Below are 25,671 nucleotides of genomic sequence, written 5' to 3'. Positions count from 1 at the left end.
GGTCCCGACCACAGGTCGGCGTCCTCCCGATAGGCGCCGAACGGGTGCGCGGGAGGAGCCGTCACGGGCGCGAAGCGGCGAAGCGGACCCTTGACGGCGCAGGACGCGCACCCACCCTGGCGCCCCCGGAAGGACGCCAACACTCCCCCAACCCGGGACAGGTGGTTTCGAGACAGGCGCCAGCGCGCCTTCCTCAACCACCGCGGGCGCGCCTTCCTCAACCACCGCGGGCGCGCCTTCCTCAACCACCGCGGGCGCGCCTTCCTCAACCACCGCGGGCGCGCCTTCCTCGACCACCGGGAACCCCCACCAACGGCGCGGCGGCGCCGTGGGCCGATTGTTGACGGGCCGTTGCCGAGCAGGCCGTACGCTTCGGTCCGGACGAGGGGGGCTTGATGGGGCGGCGTGCGCGCTGGGTCGTGCCGGTGGTGGCGATCGTCGTGCTGCTGACCGGCGGGGCGATCTACGCCGAGCGGCGGGCGCCGGGCGCGGAGACGGCCCGGGTGGAGACGGGAGCCCCGCAGCCGGTCGTCGACGGCAACCGCCTGGTCGACGCGCGCAGCGGCGCGACGTTCGTGCCGCGCGGGGTCAACTGGAGCAGCTTCGAGTACGCCTGCGCCCAGGGCTGGGGGATGTCGTCGCTCGACGCCCTCGCCGGCCCGGACGTGTACGCCGATGAGGCGGCCGCGATCGCCGACTGGGGTGCGAACACGGTGCGGCTGCCGCTCAACCAGGACTGCTGGCTCGGCACCCGGGGCGCGCCGGTGAGCGATCAGTTCGAGGAGCGCACCCCGATCGGCTACCGCTCCGCCGTCCGCCACTTCGTCAGCGCGCTCAACCGGCACGGCATGGTCGTGGTGCTCGACCTGCACAGCCGCAAGCGGATGGGGCAGCCGGAGTTCGGCAACCTCGCGATGCCCGACTCGGAGTCGCTGGCGTTCTGGCGCTCGGTGGCCAGCCAGTATCGCGAGAACCCCTCGGTCATGTTCGACGCGTTCAACGAGCCCTACTCGCGCTACAACGCCGTCGAGAAGCTGGTCTTCGACCTGACCTGGGAGTGCTGGCGCGACGGCGGCTGCGCGGCGCCGGTCGAGGACGACCAGACCGCCACCGCGGCCCGGATCACCTACCCCGTGCAGGGCATGGCCACCGTGGTCCGCGAGATCCGCGACGCGGGTGCCGACCAGCCCGTGCTGCTCGGCGGCCTCGACTACGCCAACGACCTTTCGCACTGGCTGGACTTCGCACCCGACGACGACCAGCTGGTCGCGTCGTTCCACAGCTACGACTTCAAGGACTGCGGCACGGAGCAGTGCTGGAACTCCGTCCTCGCCCCGCTGGCCGATCGGGTGCCGGTGCTCACCGGCGAGCTCGGCGCCACCGACCCCAGGGACGGCTACGTCACCCGCTACCTCGACTGGGCCGACCGGCACGGGATCGGCTCGCTCTTCTGGGTGTGGGCCGACCACCCGACCGACCCGATGTCGCTGGTGCGCAACGACGTCGGCGCACCCTCGGCGTACGGCGTGATCGCCCGGAGATATCTGCGCCACCCCTAGACCACCCGGGGTTGTTACCCCTTTGTGGATCGGATGTGGACCCGCCGATGAACGGCTGTGACTAGCCTGGCGAGCAGCCGGAGGTCCTCAGGGGGTGGGGACCCGGCCAGCAGGGGGGCAAGAGAATGAGCGGCATTGCAGCGCGCCCACAACGCATGTCTACGGGCGCTGCGGTCGTCAGAGTGATCGTCACGCTCGTGATGTTCCTCGTCGTCTTCATCACCTTCCTCATCGCACCGCTGGTGGCGCTGGGGATCGGATTCCTCGTCTACCTCGTCTGGCGCTCGCGTGGCACACGTCCCGCGCGACCCGCCGACCCGACGGGTTCGAGTCCGAAGTCGGCCAGCGGGTTCGGAGCAGGAGCGTCATGACCACGACCGCCACCCACACCCGGGCGCGGCTCGCCGACGGCGTGCCCACGGAGCTCGGCCGGCTGCTGCCCGAGGGCATCTGCCGCACCTTCCGGGTGCTGCCGTACGCCGTCGCCGACGGCACCGTGCTGATCGCGGTCGCCGAGGCGGACGACCCGATCACCCGCCAGGTCGTCGAGGAGCGGATCGACCGTCCGGTGCAGCTGGTGCGGCACACGGGCAACGAGATCAGCGCCGCCATCGACCTCGTCTACCCGCCCGCCGAGGGCGCGGTGGAGACCGCGGACGAACGTCGGGCCCGGGTGCAGATGGCCCGGATGCTGACCAGCAGCGGGCTGGTCGCCAACGAGCAGCTCCAGGTCGCGATGGTCGAGTACTCGCGGACCGGCGACCCGATCGGCGACATCCTCGTCGCCCACGAGGCCATCACCGAGGACGTCCTGGTGGCCGCCCTCTCGGAGCTGCACCAGATGCAGCGCGTCGGCCTGTCCGACTTCACGCCCGACCTCGAGGTCGCCCGCCGGCTGCCGGAGCCGCTCGCGCAGCGCCTCCAGGCGATCCCGGTCGCGGCCACCGACGAGCTGGTGCTGCTCGCGGTCGCCCGGCCGCTCGACGCCGAGCAGGCGATGGACGTCGAGGAGGCGCTCGGCTCACCGTTCCGTCAGCTGCTGGCCAACCGCACCGAGCTCGACCAGCTCATCCAGCACGTGCACAGCGCCCACTACGTCGAGGTCTCGACGGTCGCGCTGATGGAGTCGCGCCCGGAGGACTCGGCCAGCGTCGTGTTCACCGGCACCCAGAAGGCGCTCGGCATCTGCGTCGGCATCGCGGTGCTGCTGTGCGCCGTCGTGTGGCCGCTCGGCACCCTGATCGGCCTGGTCGCGGCGTGCTCGCTGCTCTACCTGCTGGTCTCGGTCTACAAGTTCCAGCTGACCTTCCGGGCGCTGGGCACCCACCTCGAGACCGACGTCACCGACGAGGACATCGCGGCGCTCGACGAGCGCACCCTGCCGATGTACACGATCCTGGTGCCGCTCTACAAGGAGGCCGGCATCGTGCGCCGCCTCGTGCGCGGCATCAACGAGCTCGACTACCCCCGCACCCGGCTCGACGTGAAGCTGCTGTGCGAGGAGGACGACGTCGACACGATCGAGACGATCCGGTCGCTCAACCTGCCGCCGCACTTCCACCTCGTGGTCGTGCCCGACGCGCTGCCGAAGACCAAGCCCAAGGCCTGCAACTACGGCCTGCAGCTGGCGACCGGCTCGTTCTGCGTGATCTTCGACGCCGAGGACCGCCCGGAGCCCAACCAGCTGAAGAAGGCCTACATCGCCTTCCAGCGGGTCGCCGGCAACGTGGCGTGCATCCAGGCGAAGCTCAACCACTTCAACCAGAACCAGAACCTGCTCACCGCGTGGTTCGCCAACGAGTACTCGATGCACTTCGAGCTGGTGCTCCCCGCGATGGGCGCCGCCGGCTCGCCGATCCCCCTCGGCGGCACGTCGAACCACTTCATCACCTCGGTGCTGCGCGAGCTCGGCGCCTGGGACCCCTTCAACGTGACCGAGGACGCCGACCTCGGCATCCGCCTGCACCGCGAGGGCTACCGCACCGCGATGATCGACTCCACCACCCTGGAGGAGGCGAACTCCCAGGTCCCGAACTGGATCCGCCAGCGCAGCCGCTGGATCAAGGGTTACTACCAGACCTGGCTCGTGCACATGCGCCGCCCGGGCACCCTGCTGCGCGAGACCGGCATCCGCGGCTTCACGAGCTTCAACCTCACCATGGCCAACGCCTTCGTGCTGCTGCTCAACCCGATCTTCTGGACCCTGACGACGCTCTACGTGCTGACCCAGTGGGGCCTGATCCAACAGCTCTTCCCGGGCTTCGTCTTCTACGCCGCCAGCGCGATGCTGTTCGTCGGCAACTTCGTCTTCGTCTACCTCAACGTCGCCGGCAGCCTGCAGCGCGGCGAGTTCGGCATCACCCGGACCGCCCTGCTCTCCCCGCTCTACTGGGGCCTGATGAGCTGGGCGGCCTGGAAGGGCTTCATCCAGCTCTTCACGAACCCGTTCTACTGGGAGAAGACCGAGCACGGCCTCGACGCGGGTGATCACGCGTGAGCGCCACCGCCAACCCGCCCGCCAACCCGCCCGCCGGCCCGTCCGCCGCTGAGGTCGCCGAGCCGGTCGACCCCGCCGTCGACCACGTCCGCTCCGAGCGCGAGCGCCTGGCGGGCGTGGTCCAGTCCGTCCATCAGCGGCCGCGCGACATCAAGCGGCGTCCCTGGGAGAGCGCCGCGGTCTTCGTGGTCTCGGCCGGCGCCTACGCCTGGTTCGGCTACTGGCTCGTCGTGAAGATGCACGTCGTCGGCTTCGAGACCCTCGACCGGCTCAACCGGGCGCTGATGATCTGGCACAACGACCCGGCCAAGCTGTCCGCGATCGGCTTCGACTACCCGCCGCTCGCGACCCTGCTGATCTCGCCCCTGGCGATCTTCAGGTCGATCGGCTCCTCGCTCGCCGTCGTACCGCTGACGTCCGCGCTCTTCGCCGGTCTGACGATGGTCGCGCTGAACACGCTCGGACGCCGCGCCCAGATCGTCGGCCCGGTGCGCTACGCCATCCTCGTCGCGCTCGCGCTGAACCCGCTCGTCGCGCTGTACGCCGCCGGCGGCGCCCGCCAGCTGATCGCGATGTCGTTCGTGGTGGTGGCGATGGGCGCGCTCGTCGCCTGGTACGTCACGGCCGACGTCCGGTTCGTGATGCTCTCCGGCATCGCCTTCAGCGTCGCGGCGTTGTCGGGCTACAGCAGCCTGCTGTGGTTCGTGCTGAGCGCGATCATGATCGGCGGCATCCTCGCGAAGCTGGGCGCCGACGGCCAGGAGGTCGAGGGCACCACGGTCGGCTTCGCCGCGCCCACGCTCTACGTCATCGCGCTGTGGACCGTCTTCAACCTGGTGCTGCTGATGAAGCCGTTCTACTGGATCACCAGCGCGAGCGACGCCGGCGGCGGCGACCCCGGCGCGTTCACCGGCGTGGATCTGCTGCGCAGCACCGGTGAGCTCGTGCTGTACGGCGCGCCGATCGCGATCGTGGCGCTGCCCGCGCTGATCTTCGTCGGAGCCTCGAAGAACAACCCGCTGGCGCTCTGGCTCGGCCTGATGCTCGCCGCGGCGATCGCCTGCCCCGCACTCTCGGTGCTCCTCGACCTCACCGACTCGCCGATGCAGATGCGCAACAGCCTGCCGATCCTGCTGTTCTCGGTCATCGGCGGACTCTGGCTCGCCCGGTCCTCCGAGTCCAACGGCCTGCTCGTCAGCGCCGTCCTCACGGTGCTGCTGGTGGCGAGCATCCCGTGGACCTTCCACGCGATGAAGAGCTACCGCTACCAGAACCTCGAGGCGCCGTTCGCCGCCGCGGTCTCGACCGGCGAGTCCCAGGAGGGCTCGACGACGCTGAGCGGTGCGAGCGTCGGCGTCGTCGACGAGCAGGCGATGGCCGACTACATCAAGGCCAACATCAGCGACCGGAACTCCATCCTGACCGACAACTCCCAGACGTACGCCGTGATGCTGCTGACCGGCCGCCCCGACCTCTTCTTCGACCGGGTCGACCACAGCGACGGCCCGTGGAAGACCGCGGCCCAGGCACCGGCGCAGTACGTCGACTACCTGCTGATGTCGACCGGCACGGGCAACGACCTGCTCAGCCAGTTCTACCCCGACGCGGCCGACGGCGCCGACCCGCGGCTGCCCGTGGTCTACAACACCGACCGCTACGTGCTCGTCGGGGTGCCGGCCGGGTTCGACCCCGACCAGCCCGTCGACGAGGTTCCGGGCACGACGGCCACCGGAGGTGCCGAGTGACCGGGCAGCAGGAGACACCGCAGCGAGCGGACGCGGGCGAGTCGAGGTTCGGCGCGATCCAGCCGCCACCCTCGGTCGACGACCTGCTGCAGCTCGCGTCCGACTCCCGGGTCGGCCAGGTCGACTTCGCGACCCGGCTGGTGGAGCCCGCGCCGGAGCCGGCTCCCCAGCTCGCGCCCGTCCCGCAGCCGGCGATCCGACGGGAGGCCCGCAGGGCGACCCCGCCCGAGACCGCACCGGCCGCGGAGCGGCCGGCCGAGCCCAGCAAACCCGAGCCCGCCAAGCCCGAGCCCGCCAAGCCCGAGCCCGCCAAGCCCAAGCCCGCCAAGCCCGAGCCCAGCAAGCCCGAGACCGTCAAGGCCGAGCTCCCCAAGCCGGCCCGGCCGGCGGAGCCGGCACCACCCGTGCCACCGGCGCGACCGGCGATCGACCGGGGCCAGCCGGGACTCACCGTGCAGGAGGTCGTCGACGCCGCGATCGAGCGGGTCCGCGAGGTGGAGCTGGCCACGCTGCGCCACCTCAGCGCGCTCGAGGCGGAGGCCGAGCGTCGGGCCGAGCTGCTCACGGCGCAGGCCGAGCTCGACGCGGAGCTGATCCGGATCACGGCGCGGCGCGAGGCCCACGCGATCATCAGCGCGGCCCGCGCCCCGAGGGGCGTCGGCAGCCCCCAGACCCGAGAGACGCGCGAGCTCAGCGAGATCAGCGATGCGGTCGCCCGCTTCGCCGAATCGGTGGAGGCGAGTGTCGCCCCGCTCCGCGCCGGCGCTACGGAGGACCGGCCATGACCACGCGGCGACGTACCCTCCGGGCCCTGCTGATGACCGGCACGCTGGCCGGTGCGCTGGTGCTGGCCGGTTGCTCCGGCGACGACGGCGGCCCCCGCGACCGCTCCTCGGACCTCGAGGTGGTGGTCAACCCCGAGAGCGCCTCCGAGGGCGTGCCGGTGCCCGAGCGGCGCTTCTTCGAGACGGACTCGCCGTGGAACACCCGCATCGACAACGCGGACGTCGACGAGAACTCCCACCAGATGATCCGGCAGGCCCGAGAGCGCGTCGGCGTCGTCCAGCGCGTCGGTCGCACCACGTACTACCCCGACCGCCGGATCGTGAACGAGGGCCTCTACATCAACACCGATCGCTGGACGACCCCGGTCGTCGCCGGCGGTACGCCGACCCAGCTGGTCTGCCGGCAGCTGGTCTGCGGCGACGGTGAGCGGACCCAGCTGCTCAACATCCCCTCGGACGTCGACCCGGACCCGCGCTACGACGGCTGGTTCACGGTGTTCGACGTCAGCAAGCCGGTCGCCTACGACCTGTGGCGCGCTCGCCGCGAGGACGACGGCAGCATCTCGTACAACTACATGCGCAAGTGGGACCTCAACGGCCCCGGCTACCAGGCGCCGTACCAGCCCAGTGCGCGCGGCTCCGGGCTGCCGCTCTTCGCCGGCCTGATCCGACCCAACGAGCTGCGCGCCGGACTGATCAACCATGCGCTGGCGATCAGCGTGCCCGGCCCCGCGCAGAGCGTGTTCGTGCAGCCGGCGTCGGCGACCGACGGCAACGGCCGGGTCACCTCGCTCCCCGAGGGCGCCCGGATCCGGCTCAAGAGCAACGTGACGATCCCGCCGCCGGTGGACCCGGTCACGCAGCGACCGATCCGGCTCACCTCGCAGCAGAAGCGGATGTCCGACGCGATCGTCGCCGCGCTGCGCACGTACGGCGCGATCGTGGTCGACCGGGCCGCGGTGCCGACGCTCTACGCCCAGCGCGACGTCACCCGCCAGATGATCTCCGGGAACGAGCTGCTCGGGCTGCGGCTCGAGGACTTCGAGGTGATCCAGCTCGGCCGCAAGTACCGGTTCCCGCCCGAGAGCGGCCGTCGGCTGGGGGCCCTGATCACCGACTCCACGTCGGCCCCCGCCTCCCCCACGACCGAGGAGGACGCACCGTGACGGGCCAGACCACGAGCCGAACCATGGGCCGGGCCCGTACGACGAGGCCGGGGCGGCGCGCCGCCGTGGCGACCGCGCTGGCGGGGGTGCTGGTGCTGTCGGCGTGCTCGCACGACGACGGCACCGACGCGACCGACCTGGTCGCGCAGGCCCAGTCGGACCAGTACGAGCAGGAGCAGGCCCGGCAGACGCGGATCAAGGAGGCCAACGCCGGCCTGCCCGATCGGCCGCGCGGCGAGATCGCCATCGACGGGACCAGCACGATCTCGCTCACCCCGGGTGAGGTCGACCGCTACCAGGCCACCGGCACCGACACCGTGGTCGACCTCGCCGACAACGGCGAGGAGGAGGCCTTCCAGCGGCTGTGCTCGGGCAAGGTCGACATCGTCAGCTCGCTGCGGCCGATCTCGCGCAGCGAGTGGGACGCCTGCCAGGCCGTCGGCCTCGACGTGGTGCAGTTCCAGGTGGCGTCGGACGCGATCGTGATCGCGATCAAGTCCGAGTCCGACGTGGGTGGCGACTGCCTCACGACCGACCAGGTCCAGGAGATCTGGCGGGCCGGCTCGCCGATCACCAACTGGAGCCAGGTCGGCCTCGACGACGTACCGCTGAAGGTCGGCGGCCCGCTGCTCGACTCCACGGACTTCCAGGTGTTCGGCAAGTCCGTGCTCGGCTCGCTGGCGCCGGCGCTGACCGACGTCCGGTCCGACTACTTCACCTACGACGACTTCGACGAGGCGCTGCGCTTCCTCAACGGTGGCCGGGACAAGATCCGGCACTCGTTCAGGTACCCGGAGCTGGCCCGGGCCCGCGGGCTGCGCAAGTCGGAGCTCGAGACCGAGCGCCAGGTGTTCCTCGACGCGCGGTCCGAGCTCGAGGTCGCCCTGGCCGAGCGAGCCAAGGGCATCCGCGACAAGCGGAGCGCCGCCGACCGGGCCGCCGACCAGGCCCGGGTGGACGCCGCGCGGGTCGCCGCCCAGGAGGCCCGCGCCGACCTGCTCGCCGCGCGGGCTCGCTTCCAGCGGGCCAACCAGCGCCTCGGCGGCGCGACCGAGGCCAAGCGGCTCGTCGACGGCACGCTCGGACACGTGATCTACGCCCGGTTCAGCGACTACGAGGTCTTCGAGGACCAGCTGCGGCCGTTCGAGATCACCCGCCCCGACGGTCGCCGCAACTGCGTCTTCCCGAGCCAGCAGACGATCACCGACGGGGAGTACCCCTTCGCGTCGCAGATGCTGATCACGACCACGACCCGGTCGCTGGCCCGCTCGGAGGTCAAGGAGTTCATCCGCCACTACCTCAACGAGTCGCAGGCCGCGGCCGCAGACGCCCGCCTGGTGCCACTGCCCGACGAGACCCTGCGGGCCGAGCTGGCCTGGCTCGACGGCACCCGCGAACCGGTACTCGTGGTGCCCGCGGAGGGTGGCGAGACGACGACGACCGACCCGAAGGCCTCCGAGGGCGCGTCGCAGGGCCCGGCCGAACCCGCCCGATGACCCGACGTACGCACCGCCTCCTCGCGCTCGGGACCGCAGCCGCCCTGGCCGTGGCCGGCCTCGCGGTGCCCTCGTCGTCCGCGGCGCCGGCCCGCACGTCGGTCGACCGGAAGACGCGGGTCGTCGTGAAGTGGAAGGGCGAGAAGCGCAAGCGGGTCTACCAGCGGACCGCGAACGTGCCCGGCATCGGCCGGGTCGACCTGGTCTGCCGGCCGAAGAGCACCATGGTCCGGGTCCGGCCCAACAACCGGCGCGCCGAGACCCAGATGTGGCTCGCGAAGTTCGAGCAGAAGCGTGGCCGCGACGTCGTCGCGGTCAAGAACGCACGGGTCTTCACCTATGCGACCGCGGCCGACGACGGTCGCGGCGGCACCGGCCCGCGCGCCCACGAGGGGCTCAACCAGCGCACGCCGATCGAGGACTTCTCCTCGGGCACGGCGTACGGCGTGATCAGCCAGCGCCCCGGGCGCGACCAGCCCGGCGGGGGCGCGCTGACGACCCCGGTGACGTCCTTCCAGCTGAGCTGGTGGTGGGAGCGGTTCCGCTACCCGGGCAACCAGTACTGCCGGATGGCGCTGTCGCTGCGTACCCAGACCGACGGCCAGTTCGGGCTGACCTGGCACGGCACCGACGAGGCCGCGACCCGGCGGACCAGCACCACCGTGCTCCCGGGGCTGGGCGAGGCCATCGTGACCTGCGAGCCCGGCAGCGTGGCCTACGACCAGACCGTGGCCTTCCGACCGATCGGCACGCACCCGGAGGCGTCCTACCTCGACTTCGAGTACCTCCAGGGCGAGGGCGACGTCGGCGACCACGTCGAACGCTACGAGGACCTCGGCTACGACCCCGTGACGGGGCTGCTCGGCCCGGTCGACCTGCCGCGCAACGGGATGATGCGGCTGTGGGTGTCGGTCGACGGCGTGAAGCGGGGCTACGTGCTGTCGTCGTACTACGTCGTGAACAACGACAAGGATCCGCGGCTCAATCTGTGCGAGGTCGCCGCAGCGCCGCTCCCCTGAGCGCCTCGCGCACGAGGTCGCGCACCGGCAGCGCACCCGACTCGACGTCGGCGAGCGGCACCCACGCGGCGACCTCCGTGGTGCCGTCGACCTCCGCGACCGCCGGCTCGGCGTCGTCGGCGACGGACACCTCGAAGGCCAGCGCGACGGCATGGAAGTCCTCGTAGCGTCCCGACGGTGCGGTGCCGCTGAAGTGCTCGTCGTGCACCGCGACCAGCTCGCCCACCGCGCCGTCGACGCCGCACTCCTCACGGAGCTCGCGGAGGACCGCCCCGCGCGGCGACTCCCCGTGCTCGAGGCCGCCGCCGGGCAGCGTCCACGCGCCGCTGTGGAAGCCGCGGGCCGAGATCCGCACGAGCAGCACCCGGTCGGCGTTGACGACCAGCGCGTAGGCGCCGAGCCGCTGGTGGCGGAACGGCCGGTGGTCGGCGAGCGCCTCGAGCACCATCGGCACCGCCGGCACGGTGCCGTCGAGCACGGCCTCGACCGGGTGCCAGGCCGCCGCCATCGTCGACCCGCCGACCTCGACGACGTGGGGCGGCGGCGCGTCGACCGGCACCCAGCCCTCGTAGACGATGCGCAGCGCGTGGGCGTCGACCCGACGGCCGTCGCGCCAGACACCGGGCAGGTGGGCGGAGTAGACCCGGGCGGTCTCACCGATCGCCGCGTCGAGCCCGGTCTCCTCCCGGACCTCGCGCACCACCGCGTCGCGCGGATCCTCGCCGTGGTCGAGCCCGCCGCCGGGCAGCGTCCAGAGCTCCTCGGGGGTGACGCTCTCCGAGAGTCGGCTGAGCAGGATGTTCCCGTCGCGCAGGATCACGGCGTACGCCGCGACCCGCTGTCGCTTCGGGAGGCCGCCCATCTCAGTTGAAGGGCGGGCGGTGGTCGCGGGCGATCGAGCGCCGTCCGGCCCAGCGCCACACGCGGGCCGCCCGGTCGCGGTCGTCGTCGGTGACGAGGTTGCCCATCCAGCGCAGCGCGAGCGTCATCAGCCAGTCCGAGCGCATCCCGACCGGGCCCAGGGTCGGCAGCAGCCGCGGCACCGTCACGAGGCCGGCGAGCCGGCGCGCGATCGAGAACGCCTCGCCGTAGTGGTCGCGCAGCAGCGCCGGCCAGACGGCGCTCAGGTCGTCGTGCTCGCTGAGCACCTCGGCCACCAGGCGGCCGGTCTCGAGACCGTAGTCGATGCCCTCGCCGTTGAGCGGGTTCACGCAGGCGGCGGCGTCGCCGATCAGCGCCCAGTTGGGCCCCGCGACGTTGGACACGGCGCCGCCCATCGGCAGCAGCGCGGAGGTCGGCATCCGCAGCTCGCCGGTGAGCTGGAAGTCATCGCGGCGCTCGCCGGCGTAGTGGGCCATCAGCGGCTTGATCGCCAGGTCCGCCGGCCGCTTCGCGGTGGCGAGCGTCCCGACGCCGAGGTTCACCTCGCCGGTGCCGAGCGGGAAGATCCAGCCGTAGCCGGACAGGATCTCTCCGTCCGCCCCCCGCAGCTCGAGGTGGGAGCTGATCCACGGGTCGTCGGACATGTCGCTGGCGACGTACGAACGGCCCGCGACGCCGTACACGGTGTCGCGGTGCCACTCGCGGCCGAGCACCTTGCCCAGCGGCGACCGGACGCCGTCGGCCACGATCAGGCGGCGGCAGCCGATCTCGACCGGGCCGTGGTCGGTGCGGAAGACGACCGCGGTGACCCGGCCGCCCGCACGGCGTACGTCGAACGCGCGGTGCCCGTCGATCGCGGTCGCGCCGGACTTGATCGCGGTGGTGCGCAGGTGGTCGTCGAGCTCGGTGCGGGCGACCGCCGAGCCCCAGTCGGGCAGGTTGCCCCCCGGCCACGGCAGCAGCAGCGTCTGCCCGAAGCCGTGGGCGCGCAGCCCCCGGTTGACGGTGTGGGCGCGCAGCCAGTCCTCGAGGCCGAGCCGCTGCAGCTCGCCGATCGCGCGAGGGGTGAGGCCGTCGCCGCAGGTCTTGTCGCGGGGGAAGATCGCTGCGTCCGCGAGCACCACCTCCGCGCCCGACCGGGCCGCCCAGGCGGCGGCCGCCGACCCCGCGGGTCCGGCGCCCACGACGAGGACGTCGGTCTGGGTCGGAGTGCTCACCCCCCGATTGTCTCAGGCACCCTCCGAGAACGCCGAGTCGGCGCTGATCGCCCCCGCATGGGTGGTTTCGAGGCTCAGGCGCTAGCGCGCCTTCGCACCTCAACCACCTCGCGCGACTCCGGTGGTTGAGGAGGTTGCGCTAGCAACCGTCTCGAAACCACCCGCCACCCCAAGCGGCGACCGCCGGGTCTCGAAATGCCAGAGGCCCCACCACCCTCAGGTGATGGGGCCTCTGCTCGACTGGGTTTCGAGACGCGTCACTCATCCCGCGCTGGCGCGCGGTCTGAGTCGACGCTCCTCAACCTGGCTCCTGGCATCAGAACTTCGCGCTTGCGCGCTCAGTTCTGATAGGAGCCAAAGTCGAAGTCGTCCAGCGCGACGGCCTGGCCGCCACCGAACTCGTAGTCGTAGGAGTCGTAGCCGGTGACGGAGTACGCCGCGGCGCGGGCCTCCTCGGTGGGCTCCACCCGGATGTTGCGGTACCGCTCGAGGCCGGTGCCCGCCGGGATCAGCTTGCCGATGATCACGTTCTCCTTCAGACCGCGCAGCGAGTCGGAGCGGCCGTGGATCGCCGCGTCGGTGAGGACGCGGGTGGTCTCCTGGAAGGAGGCCGCCGAGAGCCACGACTCGGTCGCCAGCGAGGCCTTGGTGATGCCCATGAGGACCGGGCGACCCGAGGCCGGCTTGCCGCCCTCGGAGACCACGCGCCGGTTCTCCTCCTCGAACCGCACCCGGTCGACCAGGTCGGACGGGAGCAGGTTGGTGTCACCGGACTCGATCACCGTGATCCGGCGCAGCATCTGCCGCACGATGATCTCGATGTGCTTGTCGTGGATCGACACACCCTGCGAGCGGTACACGGCCTGGACCTCGTCCACCAGGTGCTCCTGGGCCCGACGGACGCCGAGGATCCGCAGCACGTCCTGCGGGTCGGGCGTACCGACGGTGAGCATCTGACCGACATCGATGTGGTCGCCGTCCGCCACGAGCAGGCGGGAGCGCTTCGAGACGGGGTACTCCTGGACCTCCGAGCCGTCGTCCGGCGTGAGCAGGACCTTGCGCGCCTTGTCGGTCTCCTCGATCTCCACACGGCCGGAGGCCTCGGCGATCGGGGAGCGACCCTTCGGGGAACGCGCCTCGAAGAGCTCGACCACACGCGGGAGACCCTGCGTGATGTCGTCGGCCGACGCCACACCACCGGTGTGGAAGGTACGCATGGTCAGCTGCGTGCCGGGCTCACCGATCGACTGGGCCGCGATGATGCCGACGGCCTCGCCGATGTCGACGAGCTTGCCGGTGGCCAGCGAGCGGCCGTAGCACTTCGCGCAGGTGCCGGTCTTGGCGTCGCAGGTCAGCACGGAGCGGACCTTGACCTCCTCGATGCCGGCCGCGACCAGCTCGCCGATCTTGACGTCGCCGAGGTCCTCTCCGGCGCCGGCGAGGACCTCGCCGGTCTCCGGGTGGGTGATCTCGGTCGCCGCGGACCGGGCGTACGCCGCGGTCTCGGCGTTCTCCGCCTTGACCACAGAGCCGTCCTCACGACGCTCTCCGATCCGCTTGGGCAGACCGCGCTCGGTGCCGCAGTCGTCCTCGCGGATGATCACGTCCTGCGAGACGTCCACCAGACGACGGGTCAGGTAGCCCGAGTCGGCGGTCCGCAGCGCGGTGTCCGCCAGACCCTTGCGGGCGCCGTGCGTCGCGATGAAGTACTCGAGGACGGTCAGGCCCTCACGGAAGTTGGACTTGATCGGGCGCGGGATGATCTCGCCCTTCGGGTTGGCCACCAGGCCACGCATCGCGGCGACCTGCCGGATCTGGTTCATGTTTCCGGAGGCACCCGAGTCGACCATCATGTAGATCGGGTTGGCGCGGTCGAACGTCGTCTCCATCGCCTTGCCGACCTCGTTGGAGGCCTGGGTCCAGATCTCGATGAGCTCCTGGCGGCGCTCCTCGTCGGTGACCAGACCGCGCTCGAACTGCTTCTGGACCTTCGCGGCCTGAGCCTCGTAGCCCTCCAGGATCTGCGCCTTGTCGCCGGGGGTGGTCACGTCGTCGATGGAGACGGTGACGCCCGAGCGGGTGGCCCAGTGGAAGCCGGTGTCCTTGAGTGCGTCGAGCGAGGCGGCGACCTCGACCTTGGTGTAGCGCTCGGCCAGGTCGTTGACGATCGCGCCGAGGGCCTTCTTGCCGACCTCGTAGTTCACGTACGGGTAGTCGGCGGGCAGGGTCTCGTTGAAGATCGCCCGGCCCAGCGTGGTCTCGAGCGTGATCGGCTGCCCCGCCTCGGCCTCGTCCGCGCCCAGCTCGAGCGGCGGCACGATGTCGGTGAAGCGGATCTTGATCTTGCTCTGCAGCGAGATCTCGCCCCGGTCGAAGGCCATGATGGCCTCGGCCGGGCCGGCGAAGGCCCGCCCCTCGCCCGGCTGGTCCTCGCGGTCGGTCGTGAGGAAGAACAGGCCGATGATCATGTCCTGGGTGGGCATGGTCACCGGACGGCCGTCCGACGGCTTCAGGATGTTGTTGGTCGACAGCATCAGGATCCGCGCCTCGGCCTGGGCCTCGGCGGACAGCGGCAGGTGCACCGCCATCTGGTCACCGTCGAAGTCGGCGTTGAACGCCGAGCACACGAGCGGGTGGATCTGGATCGCCTTGCCCTCGATCAGCTGCGGCTCGAAGGCCTGGATGCCGAGACGGTGCAGCGTGGGCGCCCGGTTGAGCAGCACCGGGTGCTCGGTGATGACCTCTTCGAGGACGTCCCACACCACGGCGTACCGAGCACCGGAGTCGGCGCGCTCGACCATCCGCTTGGCGGACTTGATGTTCTGCGCGTGCGACAGGTCGACCAGGCGCTTCATCACGAACGGCTTGAAGAGCTCGAGCGCCATCTGCTTGGGCAGACCGCACTGGTGCAGCTTCAGCTGCGGGCCGGACACGATGACCGAACGGCCGGAGTAGTCGACGCGCTTGCCGAGCAGGTTCTGCCGGAAGCGACCCTGCTTGCCCTTGAGCATGTCGGAGAGCGACTTCAGCGGCCGGTTGCCCGGGCCGGTGACCGGACGGCCACGACGGCCGTTGTCGAACAGCGAGTCGACGGCCTCCTGCAGCATCCGCTTCTCGTTGTTGACGATGATCTCGGGCGCGCCGAGGTCGAGCAGTCGCTTGAGGCGGTTGTTGCGGTTGATGACCCGGCGGTACAGGTCGTTGAGGTCGGACGTCGCGAACCGGCCGCCGTCGAGCTGCACCATCGGGCGCAGGTCCGGCGGGATGACCGGGACGGCGTCGAGCACCATGCCCTGCGGCTTGTTGCCGGTCTTGCGGAACGCGTCGACGACCTTGAGGCGCTTGAGGGCCCGGACCTTGCGCTGGCCCTTGCCGTTGGCGATCGTGTCGCGCAGCGACTCGACCTCGGCGGCGATGTCGAAGCCCTCGAGGCGCTTCTGGATCGCCGTGGCGCCCATGTGGCCCTCGAAGTACTTGCCGAACCAGTTCTTCATCTCCCGGTACAGCATCTCGTCGCCCATGAGGTCCTGGACCTTGAGCGTCTTGAAGGTGTCCCAGACCTCGTTGAGGCGGTCGATCTCGCGCTGCGCCCGGTCGCGGATCTGCTTCATCTCGCGCTCGGCGCCGTCCTTGACCTTGCGGCGCTGGTCGGCCTTGGCACCCTCGGCCTCGAGGGCGGCGAGGTCCTCCTCGAGCTTCTTCGCGCGGTCCTCCACGCCGGTGTCGCGGCGCTTCTCGAGGCGCTCACGCTCCAGGCCGACCTTGCCCTCGAGCGAGGACAGGTCGCGGTGCCGCGCGTCCTCGTCGACGGAGGTGATCATGTACGCCGCGAAGTAGATGACCTTCTCGAGGTCCTTCGGCGCCAGGTCGAGCAGGTAGCCCAGGCGGCTCGGGACGCCCTTGAAGTACCAGATGTGGGTGACCGGAGCGGCCAGCTCGATGTGGCCCATCCGCTCGCGGCGCACCTTGGAGCGGGTCACCTCGACGCCGCAGCGCTCGCAGATGATGCCCTTGAAGCGCACCCGCTTGTACTTGCCGCAGTAGCACTCCCAGTCCCGGGTGGGACCGAAGATCTTCTCGCAGAAGAGGCCGTCGCGCTCGGGCTTGAGCGTGCGGTAGTTGATGGTCTCCGGCTTCTTGACCTCGCCGTGGCTCCAGGTGCGGATGTCGTCCGCGGTGGCCAGGCCGATCCGAAGCTGGTCGAAGAAGTTAACGTCGAGCACGGTGGCTGCAACCCTTCGGTAGTACTAGAAAGATGTGAAGTAGGGGGCGGAGGCAGGGCCCCGGACGGTGGTTGAGGAAGGCGTTCTGCGCCTGTCTCGAAACCCCGCCGGGGCACCAGCTCACACCTCTTCGACCGAGCTGGGCTCGCGACGGGACAGGTCGATGCCGAGCTCCTCGGCGGCGCGGAAGACGTCCTCCTCCGCGTCACGGAGCTCGATCTGCGAGCCGTCCTGGCTGAGCACCTCGACGTTCAGGCAGAGCGACTGCATCTCCTTGACGAGCACCTTGAACGACTCGGGGATGCCGGAGTCGGGGATGTTCTCGCCCTTCACGATCGCCTCGTAGACCTTGACGCGGCCGGGCACGTCGTCGGACTTGATCGTCAGCAGCTCCTGGAGGGCGTAGGCGGCGCCGTACGCCTCCATCGCCCACACCTCCATCTCACCGAACCGCTGCCCACCGAACTGGGCCTTACCGCCCAGCGGCTGCTGCGTGATCATGGAGTAGGGGCCGGTGCTGCGGGCGTGGATCTTGTCGTCCACGAGGTGGTGCAGCTTGAGGATGTACATGTAGCCGACCGAGACCGGGTCCGGGAACGGCTCGCCGGAGCGGCCGTCGAACAGGCTGGCCTTGCCGGTCTCGTCGATCATCCGCACGCCGTCGCGGTTGGGGATGGTCGCCCCGAGCAGGCCGGTGATCTCGTCCTCGCGGGCGCCGTCGAAGACCGGGGTCGCGACCCGGGTGTTCGGCTCGGCCTGGTCCGCGTGGATCTTGATCAGGCGCTGCTTCCAGTCGGCGTCCTTGGCGTCGCCGGACAGGTTGAGGTCCCAGCCCTGCTTGGCCAACCAGCCGAGGTGGAGCTCGAGGATCTGGCCGATGTTCATCCGTCGCGGGACACCCAGCGGGTTGAGGATCACGTCGACCGGGGTGCCGTCCTCCATGAACGGCATGTCCTCGACCGGCAGGATCTTCGCGATCACGCCCTTGTTGCCGTGGCGGCCGGCGAGCTTGTCACCCACCGAGATCTTGCGCTTCTGGGCCACGTAGACCCGGACCAGCTGGTTGACGCCCGGCGGGAGCTCGTCGCCCTCCTCGCGGTCGAAGACCCGGACGCCGATGACGGTGCCGGACTCGCCGTGCGGCACCTTCATCGAGGTGTCGCGGACCTCGCGCGCCTTCTCACCGAAGATCGCGCGGAGCAGCCGCTCCTCGGGGGTCAGCTCGGTCTCGCCCTTCGGGGTCACCTTGCCGACCAGCACGTCGCCGGTGTTGACCTCGGCACCGATGCGGATGATGCCGCGCTCGTCGAGGTCGGCCAGCATCTCCTCGGAGACGTTCGGGATGTCCCGGGTGATCTCCTCGGGGCCCAGTTTGGTGTCGCGGGCGTCGACCTCGTGCTCCTCGATGTGGATCGAGGTGAGGATGTCCTCCTGCACCAAGCGCTGGCTGAGGATGATCGCGTCCTCGTAGTTGTGGCCCTGCCACGGCATGAACGCCACGAGCAGGTTGGTGCCGAGCGCCATCTCCGCGTCGTCGGTGCACGGACCGTCGGCGATCGGCGTACCGACCTCGACCCGGTCGCCCTCGGAGACCAGCGGACGCTGGTTGATGCAGGTGCCCTGGTTGGAGCGGCGGAACTTCGACAGCTTGTACGTCGAGTAGGTGCCGTCGTCGTTCATCGTCTCGATGACCTCGGCGGAGACCTCCTTGACGACACCGGCCTCGCTGGCGACGACCACGTCACCGGCGTCGACCGCGGCGCGGTACTCGATGCCGGTGCCGACCAGCGGCGCGTCGCTCCGGATGAGCGGCACGGCCTGGCGCTGCATGTTGGCGCCCATGAGCGCACGGTTGGCGTCGTCGTGCTCGAGGAACGGGATCAGCGCGGTCGCGACCGACACCATCTGGCGCGGCGAGACGTCCATGTAGTCGACCTCGTCGGCCAGGACCTCGGAGACCTCGCCGTCACGCTGGCGGACGAGCACCCGCTCCTCGGCGAACCGGCCCTTGTCGTCGAGCACGGCGTTCGCCTGCGCGATGACGAAGCGGTCCTCGTCGTCGGCGGTGAGGTAGTCGACCTTGTCGGTGACCTTGCCCTTCTCGACCTTGCGGTAGGGCGTCTCGACGAAGCCGAACGGGTTGATCCGGCCGTACGACGCGAGCGAGCCGATCAGGCCGATGTTCGGGCCTTCCGGCGTCTCGATCGGGCACATCCGGCCGTAGTGCGACGGGTGGACGTCGCGGACCTCCATGCCCGCGCGGTCGCGGGACAGACCACCGGGGCCGAGCGCCGAGAGTCGGCGCTTGTGGGTCAGGCCGGCGATCGGGTTGGTCTGGTCCATGAACTGCGAGAGCTGCGAAGTGCCGAAGAACTCCTTCAGCGCAGCGACGACCGGGCGGATGTTGATCAGGGACTGCGGCGTGATCGCCTCGACGTCCTGGGTCGTCATCCGCTCGCGGACCACGCGCTCCATGCGGGCCAGGCCGGTGCGGAGCTGGTTCTGGATCAGCTCGCCCACGGTGCGCATCCGGCGGTTGCCGAAGTGGTCGATGTCGTCGGCGGTGATCTCGAGCGTGCCCTGCGGCGACTCGATCTGGGTCTGGCCGTCGTGCAGCGCCACGATGTAGCGGATCGCCGCGACCACGTCGCCGACGGTCAGCGTCTGCTGGTCGAAGGCCTCGACGAGGCCGAGCTTCTTGTTGATCTTGTAGCGGCCGACCTTCGCGAGGTCGTAGCGCTTCGGGTTGAAGTAGTAGTTGTTGAGCAGCGTCTGCGCGGCCTCACGCGTCGGCGGCTCGCCCGGGCGCAGCTTGCGGTAGATGTCGAGCAGCGCGTCGTCCTCGCCCTGGGTGTGGTCCTTCTCCAGGGTGAGCTCGATCGACTCGTAGGCGCGACCCTCGGTGCTGTTCGGGTCGGCGAACTCGCGGCGGATGTCCTCGACGGTCATGCCGAGGGCCTTGAGCAGGACCGTGACGTTCTGCTTGCGCTTGCGGTCGAGACGGACGCCGACCAGGTCGCGCTTGTCGATCTCGAACTCGAGCCAGGCACCGCGCGAGGGGATCAGCTTCGCGGTGTAGATGTCCTTGTCGGAGGTCTTGTCGGCGCTGCGCTCGAAGTAGACGCCCGGGGAGCGGACCAGCTGGGAGACGACCACGCGCTCGGTGCCGTTGATGATGAAGGTGCCCTTGTCGGTCATGAGCGGGAAGTCGCCCATGAAGACCGTCTGGCCCTTGATCTCGCCGGTGTCGTTGTTGGTGAACTCGGCCGACACGTAGAGCGGCGCGGAGTAGGTGAAGTCCTTCTCCTTGCACTCGTCGACGGAGTACTTCGGGTCGTAGAAGACCGGGTTCTCGAACGAGAGCGACATCGTCTCGGAGAAGTCCTCGATCGGGGAGATCTCCTCGAAGATCTCGGTGAGGCCGGACTTCTGGGAGACGTCCTCACCGGCCTCGAGGCGGCGCTGCACGACGGCCTGCCAGGCCTCGTTGCCGATCAGCCAGTCGAAGCTGTCGGTCTGGAGGGAGAGGAGCTGCGGGACTTCGAGAGGTTCGGTGATCTTTGCGAAAGAGATGCGGCGGGAGCCAGTGGAGTTGGCGGGGGCAGAGGAGGTGCGCGCGGCCAAGAGGTGTCCTTCGACGAAACGCTGGAAGATCGGCGTCCAGCCCACCACAGAACCAGCCACCGGGCAGGCTGGAGAGCATTTGAGGGCAGACGCAAAGAGAGAGCCTACCGTAGGCAGGCTCGCGTCACAAACCCCGATCTGAGCGCCGGGTGCTGCGTTGGCCCCGATCATGAACTCCCCCGACGACAAGGTCAAGCAGCGCGGCCGGACGCCACGCCCACGGTGGTTGAGGTGCGAGCGCAGCGAGCCTCGAAACCACCCCTTCCGGACGCTGCTTCTCGGCTCACCGGGTCTGCGGTCAGGTCTCGAGTCCGGCGACCAGCCAGTCGCCGTCGACCTTCTCCATGGTCACCGTGACCCAGTTCTTGTAGACCACCGGCCGCTTCTCGGCCTTGTTGGTGCGCTCCTGGTCGACCAGCAGGAGCACCCGGGCGCGGTCGGCGTCGACGCGGACCAGGCCGGAGCGCACCAACCTCGCCTGCACGACGGTGCCGGTCGACGGCGCGTTCTGCTCGATCACGCCGTCGAAGAGCTTGTCGTACTCCTTGCGGTAGTCGCCGGTCAGGTGCGCCTGCGCGGCGGCCCGGGACCGGTCGAGATGGGCGGCGTCGTAGGACAGCACCGGGACGATCGCCCGCTCGGCGGCCGCGCGGGCCTGCGCCGCGGCGTCCTCGACGGCGCGGTCGGAGGGCACGGTCGCCGCGACCACGGCCGCGGCACCGGCGACCAGCAGCACGACCGCGCCGACACCCGCCAGCAGCCAGCCGGGCACGAGCCGCCGGCCGGCGGCGACCGGCTCGGCGTCCCCGGCGTCGGGCACAGGCTCGGGCTCCGGTGCCCGGGCGGCGAGCTCGGCGTCGTACGCCGCGCGTCGGGCGGGGTCGAGCAGCACCTCGGCGGCGCGGCTGAGCGGCCCGAACCGCCGGTCGGTCGGGTCGAGGTCGGCGACGGCCGCGCGCCAGGCGGCGCGCACCTCGTCCGCGTGAGCGTCGGGATCGACGCCGAGGAGGTCGTACCAGCTGGGTGTGCTCATCGTCGCTCCTCGCTCACCGGGGCGTAGTCGTCGACCCGCCAGTCGCCGTCGGAGCGCACCAGGTCGACCTCCCAGCGCAGCACGTCGGGGTCGGTCTCGACACGCTGGGACCGGTCCTTCGGGTGCTGCGGGTCGGGATAGCTGCCGGTGAGCCCGGCGGCCACGATCACGGTGGCGTCGGCCGGGCCGATCGACTCGACGCCCGCCCCGTAGACCTCCGCGGTGCGGCCGTAGCGCTGCTTCACGACGATCTGCTCCGCGATCGGGAGGCCGGACCTCTCGAAGTCGGCGGCGAACTTCGGCGTGATGACCTCGCTGACCTGCTGCCGGTAGCCGGGCAGGCGACCCTGGTCGTCGAGCTGGCCGGGCCCGTAGGTGTTGAGGCGCAGCACGAACTGCTCGGCCTGGCGGAGCGCTGCGTCGCGCTCGGACTGGGCCCGGTCGGCCGCCCCGCGCCGCTCGGCGAGCAGCCACACGAGGCAGCCGGCCGAGGCGAGCAGCGCGAGCACGAGCACGCCGAGCAGCACGAGCCGGAACGTGCCCCGCGGGCGCGGCGGCCGCGTCCCCGCATCCGTGGCGGGCGGGTCCGGGGCGGTCACCTCGGGCTCCTGGTCAACGGCTGGAGAAACAACCACTTCCAACTCTCCTCTCCGAGACTCGTCGGGGTGGGGGTCCCGGGCTGCGCACCGACCGCGCCGACCCGGTCGCCCCAGCGCAGCCGCTCGGTCGCGGGGTCGTACGACGCGACGACCGGAGCCTGGTAGTCCGGGGCGGCCCGCTGGAGGTTCTGCACCCCGCGGGCGTTGCTCGTCGAGGCCGGCTCGGTGCAGCCGGCCTGCTCGTTCATCGGCCGGTTGCCGCCGTCCTGGGGCGGCCGGGTGTCGGTGCTCTCGTAGCCGCCGTGGCACACCGGGTTGGTCGTCAGGATCAGGCCGAAGTGCGCGTCGTAGAGCCCGGTGTCGGGCGACTTCGAGACGACGGTGAAGCCGCCCTCGACGACGTAGGGATAGACGACGAGGATCTGCCGGATGCCCGGCAGGTGCTCGACGATCACCTCGCCGGTGGTCACCAGGTTGTTGACGAGCTCGCCGAGGTCGACGCCGTACTGCTCGAGGAAGGTGCGCAGCTCGTTGGCCGTCGCGGAGCCGTTGTCGATGACCCGGCGCAGCGCCCGGTCGGAGCCGGCCAGGGTGCCGCTGAAGAGGCTCAGCTGCCTGGCGAAGGTGCGGATCGCGCTCGCCTTGTCGGCCTGGGTGCGCAGCACGGTGTTGCTGTCGCGGATCAGCGCCGTGGTGAGGTCGAAGTTGGCGTCGGCCTCCTGGATGAAGGAGCCGCCGGTGTCGATAATCCGCTGCAGGTCCTGACCGGTGCCGGCGAAGGCCTGACCGAGCTCGTCGACCGTCGTGGCCAGCGACTCCTGGTCGACGGACCGGACGGTGTCGGAGATGTCGGCCAGCAGCTTCTCGGTGGCGATCGGCGTCCGGGTGTCGGCCATCGCGATCTCGGAGCGGTCCCGGAGGTACGGCCGGCTGTCGCTGCGCGGCTGGAGCTCGACGTACTGCTCGCCGACGGCCGAGCGGTTGCCGACGATCGCCAGGGTGTCGGCGGGGATGTCGTCGTGGTCGTTGTCGATGTCGAGGTGGACGTCGACGCCGTCGTCGGTGAGCGTCATGTCGCCGACCCTGCCGACCTGGACGCCGCGATAGGAGACCTCGCCACCCTCGTAGATGCCGCCGGACCGCTCGAAGTGGGCGACGACGGTGTAGCTGTCGTCGAAGAAGACCCGGTCGAGGCGGGCGTAGCGGGCGCCGACGTAGCTGACGCCGAGCAGCGTGATCGCGACGAAGACGAGCAGTTGGATGCGGGTGCGCCGGGTGATCATCGCGCGCTCACCAGCCCCGGGACGAGCAGCCGGACCAGGGCCGGGTCGAAGGCCCGGCCCAGCTGCCGCATGGTCGGGCCGCGCTGCGACGCCGTCGCGGTCGGGCCGGTGGGGGCCCGGCCACGGCCCAGGAGGTCGCCGAGCACGGGGAGCGACGGGAGGTCCTCCGTGCCCGGCAGCGCGGGCAGGCCGGGCAGCTGGTTGAGGGCCGAGCACAGCGCGGTGTCCTTGTTCGCCGGCTCCAGGCAGGCCGACTTGAGCCGGTCGAGGCCCTGCACGGTGCCGATCAGCTGCTGGCAGGCCGCGCCGGTCAGCGATCCGCTGGTGAGGCACTGGGTGAGCAGCGGCACCAGCTTCGTCGGCTCGAGGTCGCCGGGGAGCAGCGTGGGCAGCCCGGTCGGCAGGCCGGTCACGCCGCCGGACAGGTCGAGGTCGAGCTCGATGGACAGGTTGGTGTAGTCGCCCATGTGCAGGTTGCGGGCCACCTGCGGATCGCGGCCGACCACCTCGTCGACGAACGGGTAGGTGAGGAACACGTTGAAGGACTTCACGAAGGCGTCCCCGGAGTCGGCGAGCCCCTCGACCACCGGGTTGAGCTGCTCGAGCGCCTCGATCGTGCCGTCCTTGGAGGCCCGGATGACCTGCACCCCGACGGCGCTCAGGTCGTCGAGCGCGCCCAGCATCTCGACCAGGTCGCCGCGCTGCTGGTCGAGGGAGCGCAGGGCGCTCGGGAGCTCGTCGAGCGCGGCGTCGATCGATCCCTGCTGCCGGCGTACCTGCCGCGCGAGCCGGTTCACGGCGTCGATCGCGGTGACGATGTCGTCCTTGTTCTCGTCGAGCTGGGACATGAACGTCCGGATCTGCCCGAGCACCGACCGGGCGGCGCCCTCACGCCCGTCGAGCGCCTGGTTGATCTCGGCCGCGATCGTCTTCAGCTGGGCGACGCCGCCGCCATTGAGCACCAGACTGAGCGCGCCGAGCACCTCCTCGACCTCCGGATTGCGGCCGGTGCGGTCGAGCGGCAGCCGCGCGCCGTCGGCGAGCGTGCCCCGGGCCGACCCGTCGGCGGGCGGCCCGAGCGACACGAACTTCTCGCCGAGCAGACTGGTCTGCCGGATCTGGGCGGTGGCGTTGGCCGGCAGGTCGACGTCCCGCCGCAGCTGCATGGTGACGACGGCGTGGCCGTCGTCGAGGTCGATGTCGGTCACCTGGCCGACGCTCACGTCGTTGACCTTCACGGTCGACTTCGGGACCAGGTCGAGCACGTCGCGGAAGTCGGCGGTGACCGTGATCGCGTCGTCGCCGACGTCGGTGCCGCCGGGCAGCGGGAGCTGGTAGACGTCGAAGTCGCAGCCGGTGAGCAGCAGCACCCCGGCCAGTGCCGCGGCGAGGCTGCGCAGGATCGCGGTCGGCCGGCTCATCGCCGCTCCCCCACGAGACCGCCGAGCGTCGGGTCGAACCGGTCCCCCGACGTACGCCCGCCCGGCGCGCTGCGGCCGAGCCCCTGCTCGACCAGGCGGCACAGGTCGCCCGACCGGTCGGCCTGCCCGACGATCCCGCACAGCAGGGTGGCGGGGTCGGAGCTGATCTGGTGGACGAGCTCGCCGAGGTTGGCGTTGGTGTCGAGCGTGCCGGCCTCCGGGTTGTAGGTCAGCGCGAGGTTGTTCAGCGCGAGCGGCGCGGAGTCGAGGATGGCGTCGAGCTCGGCGCGGCGCTTGACCAGGACCCGGGAGACCCGGTTGAGGCCGGTGATGTTCTGGCCGAGCGCGTCCCGGTTGTCGCGGACGAAGGAGGTCACCTGGCCGAGCGCCGTCGACAGGTTCTCCAGCGCGGCCGAGAGCTCCTCGCGCTCGCCGGAGAGCATCGAGGAGACCTGGGCGAGCGAGTCGTTGAACCGGCGCACGGTCCCGTCGTTCTCGGCGAGGGTGCCGATGAAGCCCTCGAGCTTGCGGGCCGAGCCGAAGAGCTCCTCCTTGTTGTCGTCGAGGGTCGTGCTGAGCCGGCCGAAGTCCTCGATGGTCCGATGCAGCTTCGCGCCCTCGCCGCCGAAGTTCCTCGCGGTGGTCTCGAGCAGGTCGGTGAGCGCCCCCTTCCGGTTGGCGCCGTCGGGGCCGAGGGCGACGGTCAGGTCGTCGAGGCTCGTGTAGATCTGGTCGAGCTCGAGCGGTACGGCGGTGCGGTCCTCGTCGAGCGTGGCGCCGTCGGCCAGCACCTGACCGCCGGTGTAGACGGGCGTGAGCTGGACGAAGCGGTCTCCCACGATCGACGGCGCGACGATCACGGCTTTCGCGTCGGCGGGCACCTGGACGTCGGCGTCGTAGTGCATGGTCACCACGACGTCGGTGCCCGCCGGGGTCACCGTGTCCACCGTGCCGACGGCCACACCGAGCACGCGGACGTCGCTGCCCTCGTAGATCGAGATCGTCCGCGGGAAGTGCGCGGTCAGGGTCTTGGTGTCGTCGCTGCGGAACATCGTCAACGCCGCCGCCACGAGCAGCAGCACCAGCACGCCGGGGACGACGACCCGCTTCAGCACGCTCATG

At 70.7% G+C, this 25,671-nt stretch carries 17 protein-coding genes; 8 read left to right on the top strand and 9 right to left on the bottom strand.

Translation table 11 applies throughout. The annotated features are described in order from the left end of the window. The first annotated feature begins 395 nt into the window (after positions 1-395). From FHU40_RS13720 to FHU40_RS13685, 8 genes are all read left to right on the top strand, one after another. A complete protein-coding gene (locus tag FHU40_RS13720; protein ID WP_183592866.1) occupies positions 396-1,559 on the top strand; it encodes a glycoside hydrolase family 5 protein in 1,164 nt (387 codons plus the stop codon). A 125-nt stretch (positions 1,560-1,684) separates the two neighbouring features. Beyond that, a complete protein-coding gene (locus FHU40_RS13715) occupies positions 1,685-1,930 on the top strand; it encodes a hypothetical protein (RefSeq protein WP_183592865.1) in 246 nt (81 codons plus the stop codon). Next, positions 1,927-4,056 (top strand): glycosyltransferase, encoded by a 2,130-nt coding sequence (locus FHU40_RS13710; RefSeq protein WP_183592864.1) that lies wholly within the window; start codon positions 1,927-1,929, stop codon positions 4,054-4,056. The genes FHU40_RS13715 and FHU40_RS13710 overlap by 4 nt, the downstream gene beginning before the upstream one ends. Then, on the top strand, positions 4,053-5,801 hold the full coding sequence (locus FHU40_RS13705) for a hypothetical protein (RefSeq protein ID WP_183592863.1): 1,749 nt from the start codon (positions 4,053-4,055) through the stop codon (positions 5,799-5,801). Before FHU40_RS13710 ends, FHU40_RS13705 begins: the two co-directional genes overlap by 4 nt. Continuing rightward, a complete protein-coding gene (locus FHU40_RS13700) occupies positions 5,798-6,586 on the top strand; it encodes a hypothetical protein (protein WP_183592862.1) in 789 nt (262 codons plus the stop codon). The genes FHU40_RS13705 and FHU40_RS13700 overlap by 4 nt, the downstream gene beginning before the upstream one ends. After that, positions 6,583-7,752 carry a hypothetical protein gene (locus FHU40_RS13695; protein ID WP_183592861.1) on the top strand — a complete coding sequence of 390 codons (1,170 nt, stop codon included), beginning with the start codon at positions 6,583-6,585 and terminating at the stop codon, positions 7,750-7,752. Before FHU40_RS13700 ends, FHU40_RS13695 begins: the two co-directional genes overlap by 4 nt. After that, complete coding sequence (locus FHU40_RS13690) at positions 7,749-9,248, top strand: PstS family phosphate ABC transporter substrate-binding protein (protein ID WP_183592860.1); 1,500 nt, start codon at positions 7,749-7,751, stop codon at positions 9,246-9,248. The genes FHU40_RS13695 and FHU40_RS13690 overlap by 4 nt, the downstream gene beginning before the upstream one ends. Beyond that, positions 9,245-10,267 (top strand): hypothetical protein, encoded by a 1,023-nt coding sequence (locus tag FHU40_RS13685; RefSeq protein ID WP_183592859.1) that lies wholly within the window; start codon positions 9,245-9,247, stop codon positions 10,265-10,267. The genes FHU40_RS13690 and FHU40_RS13685 overlap by 4 nt, the downstream gene beginning before the upstream one ends. Here the strand turns inward: FHU40_RS13685 and FHU40_RS13680 are convergent. The 9 genes from FHU40_RS13680 to FHU40_RS13640 all read right to left on the bottom strand — a co-directional run bounded on the left by FHU40_RS13680 (position 10,230) and on the right by FHU40_RS13640 (position 25,670). Then, positions 10,230-11,129 carry an NUDIX domain-containing protein gene (locus FHU40_RS13680; RefSeq protein WP_183592858.1) on the bottom strand — a complete coding sequence of 300 codons (900 nt, stop codon included), beginning with the start codon at positions 11,127-11,129 and terminating at the stop codon, positions 10,230-10,232. The genes FHU40_RS13685 and FHU40_RS13680 overlap by 38 nt on opposite strands. 1 nt (position 11,130) lies before the next feature. Beyond that, positions 11,131-12,366, bottom strand: coding sequence for a geranylgeranyl reductase family protein (locus tag FHU40_RS13675; RefSeq protein WP_183592857.1), 1,236 nt, complete (start codon positions 12,364-12,366; stop codon positions 11,131-11,133). Between the two features lie 338 nt (positions 12,367-12,704). Further along, entirely contained in the window at positions 12,705-16,589 is a 3,885-nt protein-coding gene (locus FHU40_RS13670) for a DNA-directed RNA polymerase subunit beta' (protein WP_183592856.1), read from the bottom strand. A 120-nt stretch (positions 16,590-16,709) separates the two neighbouring features. After that, positions 16,710-20,213 carry a DNA-directed RNA polymerase subunit beta gene (gene rpoB / locus FHU40_RS13665; protein ID WP_215526444.1) on the bottom strand — a complete coding sequence of 1,168 codons (3,504 nt, stop codon included), beginning with the start codon at positions 20,211-20,213 and terminating at the stop codon, positions 16,710-16,712. A gap of 298 nt (positions 20,214-20,511) precedes the next feature. Then, positions 20,512-21,246 (bottom strand): DnaJ domain-containing protein, encoded by a 735-nt coding sequence (locus tag FHU40_RS13660; protein ID WP_183592854.1) that lies wholly within the window; start codon positions 21,244-21,246, stop codon positions 20,512-20,514. Beyond that, a complete protein-coding gene (locus FHU40_RS13655) occupies positions 21,243-21,845 on the bottom strand; it encodes a hypothetical protein (RefSeq protein WP_183592853.1) in 603 nt (200 codons plus the stop codon). Before FHU40_RS13655 ends, FHU40_RS13660 begins: the two co-directional genes overlap by 4 nt. Next, complete coding sequence (locus tag FHU40_RS13650; RefSeq protein WP_183592852.1) at positions 21,842-23,128, bottom strand: MCE family protein; 1,287 nt, start codon at positions 23,126-23,128, stop codon at positions 21,842-21,844. Before FHU40_RS13650 ends, FHU40_RS13655 begins: the two co-directional genes overlap by 4 nt. Then, complete coding sequence (locus FHU40_RS13645) at positions 23,125-24,549, bottom strand: MCE family protein (RefSeq protein WP_183592851.1); 1,425 nt, start codon at positions 24,547-24,549, stop codon at positions 23,125-23,127. The genes FHU40_RS13650 and FHU40_RS13645 overlap by 4 nt, the downstream gene beginning before the upstream one ends. Beyond that, positions 24,546-25,670 carry an MCE family protein gene (locus FHU40_RS13640; RefSeq protein ID WP_183592850.1) on the bottom strand — a complete coding sequence of 375 codons (1,125 nt, stop codon included), beginning with the start codon at positions 25,668-25,670 and terminating at the stop codon, positions 24,546-24,548. Before FHU40_RS13640 ends, FHU40_RS13645 begins: the two co-directional genes overlap by 4 nt. Position 25,671: the final 1 nt, after the last annotated feature.

It is taken from the genome of Nocardioides soli (assembly GCF_014191495.1).
In the GTDB taxonomy this organism is placed as follows: domain Bacteria; phylum Actinomycetota; class Actinomycetes; order Propionibacteriales; family Nocardioidaceae; genus Nocardioides; species Nocardioides soli.
This window is presented reverse-complemented; position numbering and strand designations above follow the sequence as displayed.